Here is a 20,763-nt window from a genome sequence, read left to right as displayed (position 1 = left end):
CGATTTGATTTTAATAATACCATACGTTGCCCCAAAAACCTATGAATATTTGCAACAAAAAAGGCAGATGTGTTGCGTTTTTATAACATCTGCCTTTTGAGAGAAGTTGTAGGAAATCAGGCTTTCACCTCCGAGCGGATGGAAAGTTCTTCCAATTGCTTCGGATCGATGACGGAAGGTGCGTCGATCATCACGTCGCGGCCTGAATTGTTTTTCGGGAAGGCGATGAAATCACGGATCGTTTCCTGTCCGCCCAAAATCGCCACCAGTCGGTCAAGTCCGAACGCCAGTCCACCGTGCGGCGGCGCCCCATATTGGAAGGCATCCATCAGGAAGCCGAACTGGTTTTTGGCCTCTTCCGGCGTAAAGCCCAGGTAATCGAACATAAGCGATTGCGTGGCTTTGTCGTGGATCCGGATAGAACCACCGCCGATCTCGTTGCCGTTGAGCACCATATCGTAGGCATTGGCGCGCACCCGACCCGGATCGGTCTGCAGCAACTCCATATCCTCTTTTTTCGGTGACGTAAACGGGTGGTGCATGGCGTGGTAGCGACCGCTTTCCTCATCGAACTCGAGCAGCGGGAAATCGACCACCCAAAGCGGGGCGAATTCCTCGGGTTTGCGGAGTCCGAGACGCGTGGCCAGCTCCATCCGAAGCGCGCTGAGTTGGGCGCGGGTCTTCGAGGCCGGACCCGACAACACGAAAATCATATCACCGGCTTTCGCACCGGTGGCAGCCGCCCATTGGGCCAAATCGTCCTGGTCGTAGAATTTATCGACCGACGACTTGAACGAGCCGTCCTCGTTGCATTTCACATACACCATGCCCGATGCTCCGATCTGCGGGCGTTTCACCCATTCGATCAGGGCGTCGATTTCCTTGCGGCTGTATTCGCCACAACCCGGGGCAGCAATACCTACCACGAGTTCGGCGTTGTTGAAAACCGCAAAGTCTTTGTGTTGGGCTACTGCGTTGAGTTCGCCGAATTCCATCCCGAAACGGATATCCGGTTTGTCATTGCCGTACGTTTTCATGGCATGGTCGTAGGTCATCCGTGGGAATTTCTCGACTTCGATGCCTTTGATCTCTTTTAATAAGTGGCGGGTGAGTCCTTCGAACATTTCGAGGATGTCTTCCTGCTCGATAAACGCCATCTCGCAGTCGATCTGCGTGAACTCCGGCTGGCGGTCGGCCCGCAGGTCTTCGTCGCGGAAACACTTTACGATCTGGAAGTATTTGTCCATACCCCCCACCATCAGCAATTGCTTGAAGGTTTGGGGTGATTGCGGCAGTGCGTAGAATTGTCCGGGATTCATCCGGCTGGGCACCACAAAGTCACGGGCACCTTCCGGCGTCGACTTGATCAGGTAGGGCGTTTCGACTTCACAGAATCCTTTTGCCGATAAGTAGTTGCGCACCTCCATCGTCACTTTATGACGGAAAAGCAGGCTGTTTTTAACCGGATTGCGGCGGATATCGAGGTAGCGGAATTTCATCCGGATGTCTTCCCCACCGTCGGTTTCGTCTTCTATAGTAAAAGGAGGCGTGATCGACGGATTCAGGATCGTCAGTTCGCTCACGAGTATTTCGATATCGCCGGTTGCCATGTTCGGGTTCTTCGATTCGCGCTCGATGACCCGTCCTTTTACCTGCACCACGAATTCGCGACCCAGTGTTTTGGCCGCTTCGAACACTGCCTTGTCCGTACGGCTTTCGTCGAACACGAGCTGGATAATACCGTAACGGTCGCGCAGGTCGACCCAATGCACGAACCCTTTGTCGCGCGATTTCTGCACCCATCCGGCCAGCGTTACTTCGGAATTGATGTGCGACGCGTTGAGTTCGCCGCAGGTATGGCTTCTGTACATGGCTTTTATTTTGTGCGGCAAATTTACGGGAAACAATGAAGAAATGTACAATGAACGAGGAACAATGAACAATGAGCAATGAACAAGGAACAATGAACGATGAGCAACCCTCAATCATCCACTATGAACCATGAACTATGAACCATGAACCTTCACTCAACCTTCAACCCTCCATCATCAACCATGAACTATGAACCATGAACCTTCACTCAACCCTCAACCCTCCATCATCAACCATGAACCATGAACTATGAACCATGAACCTTCACTCAACCCTCAACCCTCCATCATCAACCATGAACCATGAACTATGAACCATGAACCTTCACTCAACCCTCAACCCTCCATCATCAACCATGAACCATGAACTATGAACCATGAACCTTCACTCAACCCTCAACCCTCCATCATCAACCATGAACCATGAACTATGAACCATGAACCTTCACTCAACCCTCAACCCTCCATCATCAACCATGAACCATGAACTATGAACCATGAACCTTCACTCAACCCTCAACCCTCCATCATCAACCATGAACCATGAACTATGAACCATGAACCATCAACCAACAACCTTTCACTATCTTTACAATCCAGATAATCTTTATCCCATGAAAAAACTACTTCTAGCACTATGGGCCGTAACGGCCGGTATGTCGGCACAAAGCGTCAAACTGAAAGTCGAGATCCAGAACCCGAACAGCGATTCGATTTCGTTGGTATCGATGACAGCGCGCAAGCCACAGGTATTCAAGGCCCAGAAACCGGGCGTGTTCCAGGCCGACGTGAGCGGTCCGGCGGGACTCTACCAATTCTTCGATGGCAAGGAATACACCACCCTTTACCTGCGTCCGGGCTTCAATTTGGGCATGACGCTCGACACCAAAATGTTCGATGAAACCATCAAGTATACCGGCGCCGGTTCCGCCGAGAACAACTTCCTGGCCAAAAAAGCGCTCGATGATGAGAAGATGCAGGAAGGTTTTGGCTCCGGACTTCCAGACAAAGAGGCTCTGAAGAAAATACTCGACAAGCGGGCCGCCGATGCCCGTCAGGCACTTTCCGGAACCGACCTCGACCCCGATTTCAGCAAAATGATGATGGCCCAGATTTCGGCCGAAAACGAGCAGATACTGTCAGAGATAGAAGCAATGGCAGCCAAAGCCGCGTCTATGGCCAAACTGGAAGGCAACGTATCGCCTGGTTTTGATTATGAGAACCACAAAGGAGGCAAAACAAAACTGGAAGACCTTCGCGGTAAGTATGTGTATATCGACGTGTGGGCGACATGGTGCGGCCCCTGTCGTCAGGAAATCCCGTATTTGCAGGCCATTGAAGAAAAATACCACGGCAAGAACATCGCGTTTGTGAGCATTTCCGCCGATGTCGATAAAGACCATGAGAAGTGGAAGAAATTCGTAACCGACAAAAACCTCGGCGGCATCCAGTTGTTCGCGGATAAAAACTGGGAGTCCGCCTTCCTTCAGGCGTATGGCATCGATTCGATTCCGCGTTTCATCCTGATTGACCCGAAAGGCGTAGTGGTGTCGGCCGATGCCGCCCGTCCTTCCGATCCTGCGCTGGCCGCGCAGTTGGACAAATTGCTTAAGTAATAAAGTAAACAAGGGAAAGCGCTCGAAAGGGCGCTTTTTTTATGCCGTTTCCCAAATGTAGTTTTCAGTCGCAGTCGCAGTCACAGGAGTTGGCAGTGGGCGGTATGCAGTTGGCAGAAGCCATGCCCGCCACGCGTTTGAGTGTCATCCCGACGCAGGAGGGATCCCACATGGTAGGCCGTGGGCAGTAGTCAGCCGCAGTCCCAGTGACCTTGGATGGTAAGGAGTAATCAATCGCCGGAAGGAATCCCTTTCCTCTCTCCCCTCTCCTCTTTCCTCTTTCCTCTTTCTTCTCTCCCCTCTCCTCCAATGTTACCAAATTGTTAACTCATTATGTCGTTTGTGTAAATTAATTAGTATATTTGTTATCGGATTATTAACCGCTAATGAATACCGCCATGAAAAAATACATCCTTAGTGCCGCTTTGCTGGTGTCCGCCCTGATGTCAGCCCAGGTTGAGCCGAAACATGAAATCGAAAACGGAATGGTCAAGTCGACCTATTACCATACAAACGGAACCATTGCCCAAACCGGGTATTACAAGGATGGGAAAGTGCATGGCCAGTGGGTTTCCTACGACGAGAACGGCAACAAGACCGCGATCGCCGAATACCGCAACGGAGAGAAAACCGGAAAATGGTTCTTCTGGACGGGCGACAAACTCAGTGAAGTAGACTACTCTGACAGCCGCGTAGCTGCCATCAAAACCTGGACACAGGATGCGGTAGCGAAACGCTAAGACGTTTATATCGAATAAAAGAGCCTCCTTATGGGGGCTTTTATTTTTACTGAGAATTTCAAGATCAGTACATTGTTGTTATTCAAAGTGTGTTGATCATTTGCGTGCGAGGTTTTGGGGGCTAGGTAAATCTGTAGTGTTATACCGTAAAAAAGACTTCACCCGCATGCTTTATTCTCAGGAGTCAGAACAGTACTTAAGGCCGCGTTACGAGCCTGGATAAGACAAAAGCAAAGACGAAGGAGAATTGTCAACACTTAAAATTCTTACTTATGTCTATCGTAAAACAATCGGTCGGAATCGACATCTCAAAATCAACCTTCACCGCGTGTCATTGCCAACAGGATAGCAAGGGTGCTCTGGTGTTCAGCAAATCAGTTGATTTTTCTAATGACAAAACGGGCTTCAATCAGTTTACTCGCTGGGTAAGAAGCGTAAGTACTCCCGAATCTGAGCTAGTCTTTCTTATGGAGGCGACAGGTGTCTATTATGAGGCGCTTGCCTATCATCTCTACAAGATCAAAAAGACGGTTCATGTGGTGTTGCCCAATATATCGAGCCATTACTTCTCAAGTTTGAACGTAAAGACCAAAACCGATCATCTGGATGCTAAAGTCTTGAGCCAGTTTGGGGTGGAACGCAAACATAGGACATGGGTTCCTCCCAGCCCAGTGCTCCGTGGACTCCGTAACCTTACTCGCTATTATGTCCAGTTGCAGGAACAGCGAACGGCCTTAGGCAACATAAAACACAGTAAGGAAAATTCTTTTGAGGTTCAGCAGTTTATCTTCAGAAGCAACCAAAAGCTCATAAAGGAGATTGACAAACAGATCCAAGTAGTCAAAAAAGCAATCGAGAAACAGATAGCCTCAGACGCAGGTCTTCAGGACAAGGTAAACAAAATAAACACCATAAAAGGCGTAGGGTTGATTACAATAGCCACGATCATCGCTGAAACTGATGGTTTCTACCAGATACGAAACGCAAGGCAACTTGCAAGCTTTGCCGGTTACGATGTTGTACAACGGGAGTCGGGTACATCCATAAAAGGTAAAACACGCATATCCAAAAAAGGAAACCGATACATAAGGAATGCCCTCTACTTCCCTGCAATGGTGGCCTGTCGTTTCAATCCCGATATGAAGCAAACCTATCTTAGAATCAACCAAAATAAACCCTCGAAGATGATAGGTCAGGTGGCCATACAGCGAAAACTCCTCCTGCTGATGTATACTTTATGGAAGAACGATACCGTATTCATTGAAGGATATAAAAAAGATAGTCCCGCACCAAAGGAGCAGGACTATGCAGGATAGTTCAAAAGCGGACTTCCTTAATGGACTCAAAAATACCTTTTTTCGTCGAATGCTTGCTTATTAAAACAGTACCTTTTTTTGTGCCCCAAAGAACAAATCTCAACTCCTTCGGGACACGCTGAGCACTTGTTAACTTTTTCCTAACATTCTTACAATATCTTTCACTACCTTTGCGTTCATATACCGCCGGATTCTCCCAGGCCATAGTTGGGATACGGCAGGCCTTCGGCCGGGAGCGCATCCTCCCTCAGTCGACCCCACGACGATGCCCGGTTTACGTTTTTACTCGGAAGGCGAAGACGAAAACCAACCCTTGCGTACGTCGCAACCGGGACACTATTGACAATTCGTAATACCCCACAGCGCAGGACATTTCGTCTTGTCGCCCACGTTCTTATTGATACGGTTCACTACTTGCAAAAAGAGAGGTAGATTACAGTTTCACAAACCCTCTCGTCCGCCCGTGGCGTAACGTGCCCTCCCTTACGCTCCTGTCCAACAACCAACAACCCATAACCAACCACCAACTCCTTCAAACATGAAACACCTCCTCCTTCTCCTTCTTCCCCTCACCCTCTCCGCCCAGGACATCCAATGGGAACACTCCTTCGGCGGTCGACAGGCCGAATACCTGTTTGATCTCCAACCCACGGCCGACTACGGATTCATCGTCGCAGGCAGTTCCCTGTCGCAGAAAAGCGGCAACAAACAGGCCGACGCCAAAGGCGACCTCGACTTCTGGATCTGGAAAATGGACGAACACGGTGCCGAAGACTGGCAGAAATCGTTCGGGGGCAGCGGCTCCGACTTTCTCATGAGCATCCGTAACACGCGCGACGGCGGGTTTATCTTGGGAGGGACGTCGGATAGTGGACAGTCGCAGAAGTCGGCAGTGGGCAGTAGCAGTAGGCAGTCGGGAAGCAGTGCGTTGGAACAACCCGATGGCGATAAGAAAGACGCCTGCCGCGGCGGCAACGACTACTGGATCATCAAGCTCAACGCCAAAGGGGTAGAAGAGTGGCAGGTGACCCTAGGCGGTATCGGGCAAGATGACCTTTTGGCCGTGCTTCCTACCCGAGACGGGGGCTACATTGCCGGTGGTTCCTCGGCTTCCGATGCCAATGGCGACAAAACCGAAAACAGCCGCGGCAATATGGACTACTGGATCGTCAAGCTCGACAAAGACGGACACATCCAGTGGCAGCGTACCTTCGGCGGCAAATACGCCGACCTCCTCCGCGCCCTTGAAGTAACCTCCGATGGCGGCTACCTGCTCGCCGGCTACTCCAACAGCCCCTCAGACAGCAACGCGTCCTTGCGAGGCGCCTCCGCAGAAAGTGCGTCAAACGGAGTGTCGTCCTTGCGAGGCGCTAGCCGAAGCAAACCCGACAAGAACCAAGACCCTTGGGGCACCGGCGGCGACTACTGGATCCTCAAACTCGATGCCGACGGCAACATCGAATGGCAAAACACCCTCGGCGGTGACAAAGACGAACAACTCTTTTCGGCTATCCAATTGAAAGACGGCAATTACCTTGTAGGCGGCAGTTCCGCCTCAGGCCCTTCGGGCAACAAAAGCCAAACCAACCGAAAAGGCAGCGACATCTGGCTGCTCAAACTCGACACCACCTGCAACATTCTCTGGCAGCAGACCTACGACATCGGTAACGCCGACTTGCTGGCTAGTATCGTAGAGAACGACGATGAAACGCTGGTATTAGGAGCATACGCGAAAGCAGAGTTGGGAAGTCCAAAAGACGGGAAGTCCGAAAGTGACACCGGCGATTACGTGGCCATAAAGATTGATGCGAAGGGTGAAGAACTTTGGCGCAAAAGCGTAGGTAGCGACGGCGAAGACATCCTCAAAAAAGCCATTGAGACAAGGGATGGCGGATATGTACTGGCCGGAACGAGTGACCCGGAGAAGTCGCAGTCGCAGTCTCAGTCGCAGTCGTCACGAAAGGGAAAAGCCAGTAAAGGAGGCGTAACCGTCGGCAACGACGGCAACCTGGCCGGTGCCGACCGCCTGCAGAATGAAATGGACAGCACGGTAAATGATGCCCAAACCCAGGCCAACGACTTCATCAAAGACCAAACCGACGGCCTCGGCCTCAACAAAGAAAAAAACCTAGGCGGACTCAAACTCGGCGGGCGACTCGCCCCTTCTACGGCACTGTCTTCAAGCCCCAACACTGAGACTGCGACTTCCTCACGCTCCAACCCTGCGACTGCGACTGAGACTGCGACTGGAATAAAGCCCGGCGCCAAGCAAAGTCGCGATAAAAAAGCCAACTACGGCAACCGCGATTTCTGGGTGGTAAAACTCAAAGACAAAGACAAAAAAGTCAAAGACAAGAAAACCATAGAAGCCTTCCCCAACCCGGTGGTGGAATACACCAACGTGATCGTCGGTTTCGACTTCACCAAAGGCAGCCTCTCGGTTTATGACCTCGGCGGCCACCAACTACAGACCTTCCCCATCACCGGACGAACCGTGCCGGTGAACCTCGCCGCCTACCCAGAAGGGGTGTACATCATTTCGGTGGTGACGGATAAAGGGGAGGGGAGTTTGAAAGTGATTAAAGGAATCTGATAAACCAAGGATATGAAAAGGTATTTTTTTTTAGTAATAATTAGTGCGCTTACTTTTTGCACTAATGGGGTTTTTTCACAGACACCAGAAGAAATAAAAACCGAAATGCCGAATATCATCAAGCCATCTCCGACGGTGGCGGCACTCATGAAGTTCGAAGAAGTTCCGGTCAATAACTATACAGGCGTTCCAGATATTTCAATTCCTCTTTACAAGGTACAGACACACGGTAAAGACCTAGAACTAAATCTTGCGTTAAAGTATCATCCAGGCAGCATCGCCGCCGAAGAAATCGCGGCTTATTGCGGACTGGGATGGAACCTTGATGGTGGTGGAACCATTTCAAGAACCGTCCGGGACATGCCTGATGATCGATACAGAATCGGGTCTGCGACGATACCTCGAAAACTCGGCATTCACATGTCCATCGCTCCAAAGCTTAGTTACTATGAGGCAAATGCGCTAATTGGTACTACAATGAACACCGCTCAAATGAAAGATTTCTCAGAATACGTATGGGATACCTACGAAAAAGGTTACAACGATACTGAGCATGACCTTTATCAATTCAACTTCTTCGGACATTCGGGGCGTTTCTACATCACGAAAGAAAGCGGCTCTTTCGAAATAAAGAAGTTAGATGATGACAATTCAATCCGTATTGATTACGATGACGCGACAAAAACGTTTACTTTATTTGATGATAAAGGGTACAAATTCGTTTTTGACGTCAGGGAGATTACAACAGTAAGCATGTTGGCCCGATACATATACGCCGGAAATATAAACAGCTCAATAGAGGATAATTTTCCTCAAGAACTTGATCACTACGACTATAACAGCAGTTTTCATCTATCAAAGGTCTTTGACCCCAATGGTAACCTTCTAATAGAATATACTTTTGGTCAATATACCGAAACGCAGAAGCGTGTAAAATCGGAGTTTGCGGAGTATGTAGATCCGGCCTATACGGCGTTTGAAGTTGGGGCAATGGTTATGGATGATTGTGGTATGATAACCGATGCATTTTACAAACAGATACAACCCGTGCGAACGGATATCGCAACCTTTACTTCGACAGCAACACAAAAAATCACCGATATCAATGTTGTCGATTATGCATTGATTCATTTTACATTGGATGGAAACCGCTACGACACCAATAATGACGGAGCATATCGATTAAAGGACATCGAAATTAAAGACCAATATGGAACAGGAATACAGAAATTCCGTCTGTTCCACGACTATTCCGAAATTGACAACAACTCACGTATGATGTTGGTTAAATTGGAGGGAAGCAACTATGTCGATACCGAAACCCATACATGGGAGATCAGTTATGTACAGCCCCCATATTCCAACCTCGACATTAAAATCGATAAATGGGGTTACTACACGTTAGACAATTCTCAAAATGGTTTTAAGCCTCGTGCAACAGATCCCAGAATGTGTAAAGTGGATGTAATCCAGAAACTCACATATCCTACAGGAGGCGCAACCGTGTTTAATTTTGAGTCCAATACCTATTCCTACATCGGAGACCAGCCGATAGCAAGCGAAGATTATGATCAAAACCCTGAGAATTGGGTCATTTATCAGCCGATTGTTTTCACCCTCCAAACTACTGATTCAACCGTCCCCGCCAATAACGGTAAGTGGGGGTTCATTCCCGCTGCGGCCAGCACCAGGTACATCCGTAGTATTTCAGTGGAATCAGGTTCTGATCAGGGCGCGATCGGATTTTACAGGAAAAATCCAGACCAGACTTATACTGCCGTAGGAAGTAACCCGGGCACATTACAGGCTAATACAGTATATGCCGTTCGCGTAGCCGGATTGGGACTGAATTTCACGGCTAACGTCTCAATCCGTACGACGTCAAAGGCCGCTAGCCAGAAACAATACCTCCTTGGGGGAGGCGTCAGGATCGCCAATGTGGGCTATTTTACTGACAAAAATGTCGAAGCCGACTATTTCGATTCCAGCATCGGGAATAGTGAGTTCACGCCGGCGAAGCAGCTAAATTATGACTATTCATTTTTCGACACAGCTAATTCCAGTAGCGGTTCTTTGGTGTTTCCTGTGCCGGTTTTTGAGTATCTGATAACCAAGAATTATACGCTGCAGTGTCATGATGGTTGGATTCCGCGCACCTATTATTATAGCTTTGGACTTAAAATGTGGCAAGAGCATAATTATTTGGATTTCCTGAGAACAAAAGGCTCGGATGTAGGATACCAAAACGTGACAGTAAGCGAGTTCGGCAACGGAAAGACGGAATTTACTTATTTCTCGCCTATTGATTTCCCTGAACCATTTTACAGTGTGACGTATCCGTTTCACGCTTCTCCAAATCTCGACTATAAACGAGGCAACGTAAAGAAACAAGCGGTGTTCGACCAGTCCGACAAATTGAAGCAGGAAGTAATATATGACTACGAACGTACCGAGGAACAACTGCAAACGGGACTAAAAGTATTTTCCCTCAATAACTGCGGAGGCTCTCATTTCGCGGGTGATCATGATCTCTATTGGGGGTGGTCACAAAACTGTGCGACGAACGGCATAAATTGCGAATATGTTTGCGGAACTCCGCTGAGTTATATCTCTTATGGCTTGGTTTATGAGGTCGTGGGCTGGGCCCGGCTCAAATCAAAGATAACCAAAGACTATTTTTACGACGCGGTGGGTAACCCAAGTGTAGTAGAAAAAGAGGAAGCCTTCTCTTTTAATAATTCGAATAAAAAACTGGCATGGTGGCGTAAAGCCACGAGCGACGGCAACCGCGTCAAGCTGATGAAGTTTTATTACAGCCTCCCGTCCTCAACACCATACAGCTATAACCGGATTGGTGATATAGAACGTATTTACCAATATGAAGGGACTGTGTTGAATCCTGACCAAACGCTGCTGTCGGCAACGAAATTGGATTATGATAATACGTTCGCCAACAATGTTGCCTGGCTTCCTAAGACGGTGTGGACGTCAAAGGGAGTTCCGTTGTCCTACGAAACACGACTGCTCTACAACCGGTATGACGCTTTTGGCAATATCCTGGAAGTCCAACAGACGGATGGCATGAAGGTCTCCTATATTTATGGCTACGGCAATTCCGTTCCGGTTGCCAAAATCGACAATATGGCTTATCAAAGCATTCCGTCCAGTCTAATTGCGGCCATACATAACGCAACGCCATCCACGATGGGCGCGGCATTGGCCGCACTAAGGGCCGACGCGTCAATGGTGGATGCCATGGTCACAACGTTTACCTATAAGCCAGGAATCGGCGTTAGTGCGATAACCGATCAAAGAGGATATACCACAAAGTACTTCTACGACGGATTCGGAAGATTGTCGCAGGTGAAGGACGATGCCGGGAACATCCTTTCCGAAAACGAATACCATTATGGGCTCACCAATTGGGTCAAAACCAAAACCTATAAGATGGCGACCACGACGTCCCTTTCCAACCCAACCGCCGAAGAGGCCCAGATAAACGTTACCTATCTTGACGGGCTGGGCAGGCCCCTTGAACAGGTGGCGGGACGTATGACCGGAGACGGGAAGGACCTTATTACGCCCATCACCTATGACGGTTTTGGCCGTCAGGATAAAGAGTGGTTGCCGGTGCCCACGACACAGAATAACCAGGCGTTCGTAGCTTTAGACGACTTAACGACAAACCCGAACGGTTTTTATCAAACCCTGTATGGAGCCGGAACACCGGCTTACAGCCAAAAACAATTCGAAGCCTCACCGCTGAACCGCGTAGTCAAACAGGCCGCTCCCGGCGATGCCTGGGCCTTGGGCAGCGGACATGAGGTAAAGTTGGATTACCGGACAAACGCCGTGAACGAAGTCAGGTGGTTCTCGGCAAACGCGGTATGGTCGAACACAAAAGAGTATTACGAACCTACGATGACAGATAATGGTTTCTATGCCGAAGGCCAACTTTACAAAAACATAACCTATGACGAGAACTCGAGCGCCAATCCCGCTGAACATGATGGCGCCACCGTGGAATTCAAAGATAAGGAAGGCCGCGTGGTTCTGAAACGCGTATGGGGTAAGTCAAAATTTGATGCCGTCAACAAAGAACATGACACCTATTATGTGTATGACCAGTTCGGCAATCTAAGTTACGTAATACCGCCTATGGCCGCAGAGAACCTGACTGCTAATAAGATGGAAGGGTTTGGATATCAATACGCGTACGACCATCGTAACCGAATGGTGGCCAAAAAACTACCGGCCAAACAATGGGAATACATGGCCTATGATAAGCTGGACCGCGTAATTGCCTCAGGGCCTGCGTTGGACCCATTCGGTCATGGCAACGACGGATGGCTCATCACCAAATACGACCCATTTGGACGGGTAGTCTATACGGGGTGGTTACTCGAAACACTGACGGACTGGCCGCACGCCCGGGTTGGCATTGGCAACCAGCGCAGCAATACCCCGTTATTTGAAACAAGGGATCGATATGGCACCGTACAGGGTTACACCTCCTTCAGCGCGCCAACATCAATGGAAGTGTTGACACTGCAGCATTATGACGACTACGATTATCCGAATGCAGCAACGGCCCCTACAACTGTGGAAACACAAACAGTGGCCATCAACGTACGCGGACTCGCTACCCATATCTGGAACCGTGTTTTGGAAAACACCGCACAACAGGATGGACATGACGTCACGACCTTCTATGATACCAAAGGCCGCGTGGTCCGTACCCAGGCCACAAACTTCCTCGGAGGTGTGCAAACAGTATCCAGCAAACTTGATTTTACCGGGAAACCCGACTACACCATCACCGTCCACCAGAGGGACGCCAATGACCCCACGCTGACCATTGTTGATACGATCACCTACACCGCCCAGGAGCGCCCGTTCCGCCATACCCACACAATTGAGTCAATGCCAACGGAAACGCTCTCGGAAAACCACTACGATGCGCTGGGGCAATTGTTGAGGAAACAGGTAGGAGGAAACAGTTTTAACGGCGTGCCCTACCAAACCGTCGACTACCAATACAACATCCGCGGTTGGATGACGGACATCAACGATATAGCCAGCCTGGGTAACGACCTGTTTTCTTTCCATATCAACTACGATCAGTTGGGTACCAATTATGGAACCGATTACAGCCAAAAGACGCTCTATAATGGCAATATATCGGAAACCTACTGGCGCTCGGCCAGCGACAACGTATTAAGGGAATACGGGTATTTTTACGATGAAATGAACCGATTGCGCAGGGCTGTGTATATACGTCCTGATAATAGTACAAGCCCGGTAACGAACGCTTACAACGAAAAATTGGCGTATGATCGTAACGGCAACATCCTCTCACTCTACCGCAACGGATACCGCGATGCCGATGACCAACTGTCATTGACCATCGATGACCTGATGTATATTTACCGGCCCGACACCAACCGGATAATGGCCGTGGAGGACTACACCGGTTTTAGCAATGGCTTCAAGGATGGGGCGCATAATCCGGTGGAATACGCCTTTGACCTGAATGGCAATATGACCTCCGATGCCAATAAAGGTATTACCGATATTACGTACAATCATATGAATCTTCCCGTAACGATAACTTTCGATAACGGTGGTGTTATTTCGTATCTTTACGATGGCAGTGGTACAAAGCTGCAGAAAACGGTCTTTGACAGCAACGCTTCCACCACTACCAAAACCGACTACCTCGACGGTTTCCAATACCAGGATGGAGAGTTATCATTTTTCACCACACCCGAAGGTTACGTAAAACATACGCAGGGAGAGTTCAACTATGTGTACAACTATACGGACCATCTCGGTAACAACCGCCTGAGCTACACGTGGGACAAAAGCTCGCAGGCATTGGCCATTATGGAGGAAAACAACTACTATCCCTTTGGCCTGAAACATGAAAACTACAACGTCACCAAAGTTGATTACGACAGGGATGATTCAGGCGGAAATGTGATTGTGTTGGCCCCGGTGACGCGGTTGGGGTATCAGTATAAATACCAGGGGCAGGAGTTGCAGGATGAACTTGGCCTCGGTTGGTATGCATTCAAATGGAGAAATTATGATCCGGCAATCGGAAGATTTATGTGCATTGATCCTTTGGCACAGGAATATGAAGATTACAGTACGTATCAATTTGCGTCTAACCAACCTGTACATGCACAAGATGTTGAAGGATTGGAGAATGTAAAAGATCGGCAAAAACGTATACTCTCAGACGACGCGAGAACAGTGGTAAGGGATAATATACCCAATAATAAACGTCAATTTGACCTGAGTCGTTCGATGACGGTAACTCCTAAGCCTGCACCGAGGACAACGCCCCCACAACACGGAGCTACTTTGTCGGCAGATAACAGGCCGCGGGAGCAAAGGGATTCGTGGAGACAAGCTAACATACAGGCACGAGAAGACCTGGCTCGGCTAAATGATGCCATGAATAATCACGACAACATAGGGCATCCGGCCACCCAATCACGTGTTATGGAGGGTGCCGCGCATGGTATGGCGGCGCTGACAGCCGAATATGTTATTGGTGAAGTTTTTTCAGGGGCACGAGTTCTCATAGGCCTTAGTCGGGCGGCTAGCGTAGGTGAAGAAGTTACTACCACGGTGGCAACAACTAACAAATATGCGGCTGTTTTGGCTCCTATGAATGAATTTGACCCTATGGTAACTCTTTATCGAGGTTCTACCGGAAGTGAAATGGGAAGCACTTCTTTGTTCCTTACAGACAACGCTGAAGTGGCGGCGTCGTACGTAAAAAATGGAGGTCAGGTCATGCAGTATCAGATAAGTACGTCGGGGTTAAGAAGTCTAGAAGCTAGTCAACAATTATTGAAAAATGCTGGTATCCACTCGGGTCAAACCACAATTTCGACTGAATATCAATTTATTGGTAAGGATTTAGTAGAAACTTTAAATGGACTAGCAACTCCCGGTCCTTAAACCTTTAATATGAACAAATCAAATTTAGAATCTTGTTGCCCTCCGATGGGGTTTTTCTACCGATCACAAAATTCATTTGGACTGAATTTTAGAGTAGTGAAATATAGTAAGTCTTTCCATGAGCGGATTAAGCTCATCGATCCTGAAAAGAAAAACATTGGATACATTATATCTGCCGGGTACAATAACTCAATCGAAGAAGAAGGCGTCAAAAAAATGGTGATCAGTTACTGCCCTTTTTGTGGAGCCGATTTAAAAGAGCATTACACCGAAGAGTATGTACAGGAAATGATAGATTTGTAAGGTAATATACCAGATGTGTTGATTTACCAAACAATGTCGCCCAACTCAACAAATACAGGCTCTGACCATATTCATATCTCAAAAACAGAACCAGCCCCCAGGCTGGTTTCTTATTTTTAAATGCGTAAATAAAGAATAAATGAGATCAAATCGGAGCGGGTGCTACAGATGTATTGATGAAATCCGCTGGGTAAAAAAACGGCACGATGAACTGGGGAAAACAGGGGATAAAGGATGCTCAGGACGGGTCATCTACCCTTTTATAGAATATTTATGTCGTATATATGTCGTATATATGTCGTATATATGTCGTGTTTATAGCGTGTTTATAGCGTGTTTACATTATAGACACTTACATCTTGAGGCAGGGCAATACCCATCATTACTCCCAACGGACGGGGAACGAGTACATCTTTATCCAGGGGAGAGCGTGAAGGTTTTTTTGGGAAGGAGTCCCTAAGTCCATGAGTAGCTGAGTAAAGGAGTCCTCGGGTATGAAAGCGATTTCCCTCACTGACTACTGTCTACTGAGACTGCCTACTGCGACTGCCCACTGCCTACTCATACTACTGCGACTGCGACTGACTACTTTTCCAAAACGCATACCCCGCTCCCACAGCCAACACCCACCATAACAAGTCGACCACAAACGACTGCACCTGTCCGGTGGCTACCGATGTCCACAGCCAATTACCCGTGGTGAGTCCGTTGATTAGGGGAATAACGGCACCCAACACGGCCGTCGCCACAAGCGAAGCCCGGTTCGTAAAACGGTTGTCTGCTTTCCAGACGAAGAAAAGCGCAGCGGCCAGCCAGGTAAGAAAGTAAAAGGTATACAGGAACGCCGCCCCACGCATCGGAAACAGCTTCACCACCACAAACGCCAAAGCGGTGACCGGTAGCATCGGGAGGCAGATCGCCAGATACACCCGCGCCACCCGTTCGTTGAAGCGCCGCTTGGCTTCGGGTAGTTTCTTCTTATTCCGCGCCGTTAACCAAATCATGACACCCGACAGCACCACAAAACAGCCCGTCAGTCCCATCAGGAAGCTGAAGAGGCGCAGTCCGTAACCGGCATAGTCGCCATAATGCAGGCGGTAGAGCACGTCTTTCACAGTCTCCACATAGGAAACACTCCGGTACGGATCGGCCACATGAAGCGCCCGTCCACCCGCATCGAAGGTCACCGCACCCCGACCCACAAACTTCTCCGTCTTCGGGATGCTGCCCTCAAACGTCACCTGCATCGAGCGGTCTCCAAAGTGCACGATGTGCAATTCCGTAATCTGGAAACCCTTCCATCTCCCTTCTACCGAGGCGGCCAACTGTCCAAACGAGGGCCATTCCGCCACCTTTTCCCCGGCGAAGGGAACGGATGCGTGACCATACCCAAGGGCCTCATAGAACTTCTTCTGGTCGTTGTCGAAAAAGGCCACGAGATTGGGCGCGATCAGCAGTGCCTTGATCATGAAAAACGCACCCGTCACGGCATACACCAACTGGAACGGCAACCCTATCACGCCGAGCGCCGTATGGGCATCCGTCCATAAGGTCTTGAGTTTCTCCCTGGGGCGGAAGACAAAAAAGTTCGAAATGATCTTCTTCCAATGGATCAAAATACCGGTCAACAAAGCAAAAAGCAGGAACAGCGCCGTGAAACCCGACAGGTAATACCCCGTGGGCACCTGTGCGAAAAAGTGCAGGCGGTAGAGGAACTCCCCTAACGTATACGAATCCTCATAGGTTTGCGTCCTCCCCGTTTTGCTGTGGTAGTAAAAAAAGGCACCCGCCTTCCCTTTCGGATTGGCCACGGTGTCTTTCGAGGGCTCGAGGCTTACGCCCAGGTTCTCCTCGGCAAAGAACCGCCGGATCTCGACCTCACGACCGTACAGCGCATGGGCCGAGTCAAGACGACGCAGCGCGAGATCGTAGTCCGTATGAATGGCATCGGATGTGTTCGGCGACTCGTTACGCTCCCAGTTGACGATGTCATCCCGAAAAAACGAAAACGATCCGGCAAAGAAAATCACGTATACCAATACGCTGATCACGATACCGCTCACGGTATGCAGGTGGAAGAAGATGTTGTAATTCCGGTTGTCCATCAGTGGTTGAAATGAAGTCCCAGTGCGGTCAGCCCGAGCAGGACGGCAGTTATGAGTACGTACCAACCCCAGATACGCCAGCCGTTACGGGCCAGGAAGGTGACCACCATCAGCGATCCCCACAGCAAAAAACCCGTGAAGGCGGAGGTGATAATTACGATCGGTTGGTCGAACCAGGCGGCAAGGGCCAGGTGGAAGGAAGTCGAAACGAGGTATCCACCCAAAATAGCAGCGGTGATTTTCAACACGCGTTGACGGGTGGAGGTCGTGAGGTATTTCGGATTCGCAGGCATCAGGCAACAAAAGTTTCGATAAGGAAAAAGCCAAGAAAAAGGCATGCCAGTTGCGGCCATCGGACCACGCGTAACGGCACGAGCACCACCATACTTCCGCCCACAGCGGTAAGCATGATGACCGACACTAACACGCCGGCGACCGTGCCATAGCCCTGAATCGAAGTAAGTAGCGACAGGCCTAAAACGCCGCAAGCCACGAGTCGAAAAAACCCGCGGGCCCGCCTCCCCTTTGAAAATACCGGATGCAAAGGGGGTGTCTTCGTGGAGGTCGCATACCACAACCCATAAGACACGGTTGTTAGAAAAAACGTAAGCGTCAGCATAGGAATAAAAGGACCTGCCACACACGGGCAGGTCCTGTTGGAATTAGAAATTGTAGGTCATACCGGCTGAGAACACCCGTGGGCGTTGCGGACTTATGGTCGACCAACCTTTATAGTACGCCTCTTGCGTGAGGTTGTCTATTTTCACCGTAAAGCGGAATGCCTCGAGATCGTAAAAGGCGGAGGCATTCAGCACCGTGTACTCCGGAAGACGGAAGGTGCCGGCCAGGTTGCGGTTCATGATCTTGTTTTCGCTGGCGTAATTCCCGCCGAAGCCCAGTCCGAAACCTTTCAGCGCACCCGCACCAAAGCGGTAGCTGGCCCAAAGGTTGGCGAGGTTTTGCGGCCCTGCGCTTTCCGGCCGTTTCCCCTGGAAATCCGGATCGCCTTCGATCAGTTTACTGTCGTTATAGCTGTAACCCGCGATGATGTTGAGCCCGTCAATCGGGTTGGCCGTCAGACTCACCTCAATGCCTTTGCTGCGTTGGCGGCCGTTTTGCACATTGATCTGGTCAGGGAATGGAGTTGCATTATCAGCGTAAATCGTATACACCATGTCGCGCACGTCGATGTTGTAGTAGCTGATGGAACCTGTAACACGATCATTGAGGAAGTTTACTTTGGTACCGAATTCAAACTGCTCGGCATGCTCGGGGTTGAAGGTACGCGGGATGGTGGTGCCACCGACGATATCCGAGGCCGGCGCTACGTTCGAGAATCCGTTGAGATAGTTGGCAAAAAGGGCAATTTTATCTTGAATGGGCTGGTACACCACTCCGAATTTCGGCGACCAGGCCGTTTGGTCGTAGTTGTCGGCGTCGGTCGACAGGTTACCTTCATTGTTGAAGCGGTCGACGCGGATACTGGCCATGGCAGACAGGTTCGGCAACAGGTAGAAGACGTTCGAGGCGTAGGCGCTGAAAATCTCTTGTTTGGTTTTGTACGGACGCGCACTGCTGTTACCCAAAGCGGCGATACCTGCATCGGCACCGGCCTGTGTCAGCACGCCCGAGTCACCTACGGCACCGCCAATAGGAATAGCCGTTCCGTGCAGAGCCGGTAACAGCGACTGGAAAATCGCTTCGTCCACGCCCAAGTTCACAAACCCCTGCGCGCCATAACCGGTGCTGTTCGAAATCTGGTTCAGGTTTAAATAATCGAGTCCGCCGATGAACTTGTTCTTGAATTTCCCAATTTGGAATTCGCCGATGAAATTCTGTTGGATGTCGGTTCCGATGGTCTCAAAATCCTGTTTGCTGGTGTAACGCGCCAGGATGATGCCGTCAAGCGTCGTACCGGCAGCCGCTTCAATGAAACTCGTGCCTTCGTAGAGATACGAGTAGTACCCTTTCGACTGCGTCGAGCTGCGGGAGATGGCGGTTTGGGAGGTCCAGTTGCCATTGATTTTATACGTCATTTGCCCTTGGAGGTTGTAGGTCGGGGTGTCGATATACAGGTCGTTGCTGGTGTACGACCGTTTGCGGTCATAGCCCAATTCGTCGATGTTCGTGGCGCGAAGCGGTGAGAAACGGTCGAGGAACAGCATCGTTTGGTTGGTGTTGCGGCCGTTATAGAACTCCGCATTCACATCAAAACGTACCTTATCGTTCACTTGGTACGCCAATGTCGGAGCGAAAAAGAACGAGCGACGGAACCCGGCATCCTGGAAAGACGCCTCGCGCTGGTAGGCGGTGTTCACCCGTAAAAATGCCTTGTTCGATTCGCCAATAGGGGCGTTGATGTCCGCCGCAACGCGGTTCAGGCCGAACGTACCACCGGTGTAGGATATATTGCCACCGAAGTACTCATACGGGCGCTTCGTCACGAGGTTGATAAGTCCGCCATACGAAATCAAACTACTTCCAAACAGTGTTCCTGAAGGACCTTTGACGACTTCAATACGCTCAAGGTTGGCGAGATCCGGCGATCCGGCAGTAAGGGCCGGAAGTCCGTTCATCATCGTCGGCTGCACGGCAAAACCGCGAAGGGAGAAATAACCGGCTCCATCGCCGCCACGTCCGGTAGATTCCCATAGTTTGTCGATACCCGGGGCGTTCTTGAGGGCATCGTCAAAATTCGTCACCACCTGCTCTTTCAGCACCTCCGCCGAAATGGTGTTGTACACCTGGGGGTTCTCAATGTCTTTCAACGGCATCTTCGACACATACGCGCTTTCCTTGCGTCCGAACGGGTTCTTCCGTGCGGCACCTTCTACCGATACCTCCGCAAGGTTTTCGGCGGTTGTCGTCAGCGTGATATTCTCGACCAACTGCTCGCCCGCTTTCAGGGTAAAGGCGCGTTCACGGGTGGCAAAGCCGATAGACGTGATGCGAAGGGTATACGTACCCGGCTGGATGTTGCGGATTTCATAAAAACCCCGGGCATCGGTCACCGAACCAACCGTGGTTCCTTTAAGGGATACGTTTACGTTGGCTTCAGGGGTCTTGCCATCCGAGGTTACAACGCCGCTGATCGAGGCCGTTTGTGCCGACGCCCATCCGAAGACCAGAAGGGCTGCCATGCGAATTAGGTAGGTTGCTTTCATCTATTTAGAATAATTTTAAACAACGCAAAAATAGAAGCCTTGTCTGGGTTGTGCAAATTATTTTTAATTATTCTAAATAA

11 protein-coding genes are annotated in these 20,763 nt (G+C 49.8%); 7 read left to right on the top strand and 4 right to left on the bottom strand.

Going from position 1 to position 20,763, the window contains the following annotated elements; translation table 11 throughout:
- Window positions 1-116 precede the first annotated feature (116 nt).
- A complete protein-coding gene (aspS, locus tag MKO97_RS04360; protein ID WP_241104850.1) occupies window positions 117-1,871 on the bottom strand; it encodes an aspartate--tRNA ligase in 1,755 nt (584 codons plus the stop codon).
- Window positions 1,872-2,485: 614 nt separating this feature from the next.
- On the opposite strand from aspS, the gene MKO97_RS04355 reads away from it, so the two are divergent.
- The 7 genes from MKO97_RS04355 (at window position 2,486) to MKO97_RS04325 (ending at window position 15,414) form a co-directional block, all read left to right on the top strand.
- Window positions 2,486-3,487 carry a TlpA disulfide reductase family protein gene (locus MKO97_RS04355; protein WP_241104849.1) on the top strand — a complete coding sequence of 334 codons (1,002 nt, stop codon included), beginning with the start codon at window positions 2,486-2,488 and terminating at the stop codon, window positions 3,485-3,487.
- A 41-nt stretch (window positions 3,488-3,528) separates the two neighbouring features.
- Window positions 3,529-3,678: a hypothetical protein gene (locus MKO97_RS04350; RefSeq protein WP_241104848.1), complete on the top strand. Its 150-nt coding sequence runs from the start codon at window positions 3,529-3,531 to the stop codon at window positions 3,676-3,678.
- Window positions 3,679-3,885: 207 nt separating this feature from the next.
- Window positions 3,886-4,227, top strand: coding sequence for a toxin-antitoxin system YwqK family antitoxin (locus MKO97_RS04345; protein ID WP_241104847.1), 342 nt, complete (start codon window positions 3,886-3,888; stop codon window positions 4,225-4,227).
- Window positions 4,228-4,499: 272 nt separating this feature from the next.
- Window positions 4,500-5,543: an IS110 family transposase gene (locus MKO97_RS04340; protein ID WP_241104846.1), complete on the top strand. Its 1,044-nt coding sequence runs from the start codon at window positions 4,500-4,502 to the stop codon at window positions 5,541-5,543.
- Window positions 5,544-6,081: 538 nt separating this feature from the next.
- Window positions 6,082-8,136: a T9SS type A sorting domain-containing protein gene (locus MKO97_RS04335; protein ID WP_241104845.1), complete on the top strand. Its 2,055-nt coding sequence runs from the start codon at window positions 6,082-6,084 to the stop codon at window positions 8,134-8,136.
- A 12-nt stretch (window positions 8,137-8,148) separates the two neighbouring features.
- On the top strand, window positions 8,149-15,111 hold the full coding sequence (locus tag MKO97_RS04330) for a DUF6443 domain-containing protein (protein ID WP_241104844.1): 6,963 nt from the start codon (window positions 8,149-8,151) through the stop codon (window positions 15,109-15,111).
- 9 nt (window positions 15,112-15,120) lie between these two features.
- On the top strand, window positions 15,121-15,414 hold the full coding sequence (locus MKO97_RS04325) for a hypothetical protein (protein ID WP_241104843.1): 294 nt from the start codon (window positions 15,121-15,123) through the stop codon (window positions 15,412-15,414).
- Between the two features lie 566 nt (window positions 15,415-15,980).
- Here MKO97_RS04325 and MKO97_RS04320 read toward each other — a convergent pair.
- The 3 genes from MKO97_RS04320 to MKO97_RS04310 all read right to left on the bottom strand — a co-directional run bounded on the left by MKO97_RS04320 (window position 15,981) and on the right by MKO97_RS04310 (window position 20,659).
- The gene (locus MKO97_RS04320; protein ID WP_241104842.1) at window positions 15,981-17,519 is read right to left on the bottom strand and encodes a PepSY domain-containing protein; all 1,539 of its coding nucleotides are present in this window, start codon (window positions 17,517-17,519) and stop codon (window positions 15,981-15,983) included.
- Window positions 17,519-17,812, bottom strand: a complete 294-nt coding sequence (locus tag MKO97_RS04315) for a hypothetical protein (RefSeq protein WP_241104841.1) — start codon at window positions 17,810-17,812, stop codon at window positions 17,519-17,521. Before MKO97_RS04315 ends, MKO97_RS04320 begins: the two co-directional genes overlap by 1 nt.
- Window positions 17,813-18,181: 369 nt before the next feature.
- Window positions 18,182-20,659, bottom strand: coding sequence for a TonB-dependent receptor (locus tag MKO97_RS04310; protein WP_241104840.1), 2,478 nt, complete (start codon window positions 20,657-20,659; stop codon window positions 18,182-18,184).
- Between the last annotated feature and the right edge of the window lie 104 nt (window positions 20,660-20,763).

The organism is Flavobacterium sp. HJ-32-4 (assembly GCF_022532105.1).
Lineage (GTDB): Bacteria > Bacteroidota > Bacteroidia > Flavobacteriales > Flavobacteriaceae > Flavobacterium.
The sequence above is the reverse complement of the archived record's forward strand: the minus strand, read 5'-3'. Positions and strand labels throughout refer to the sequence as shown.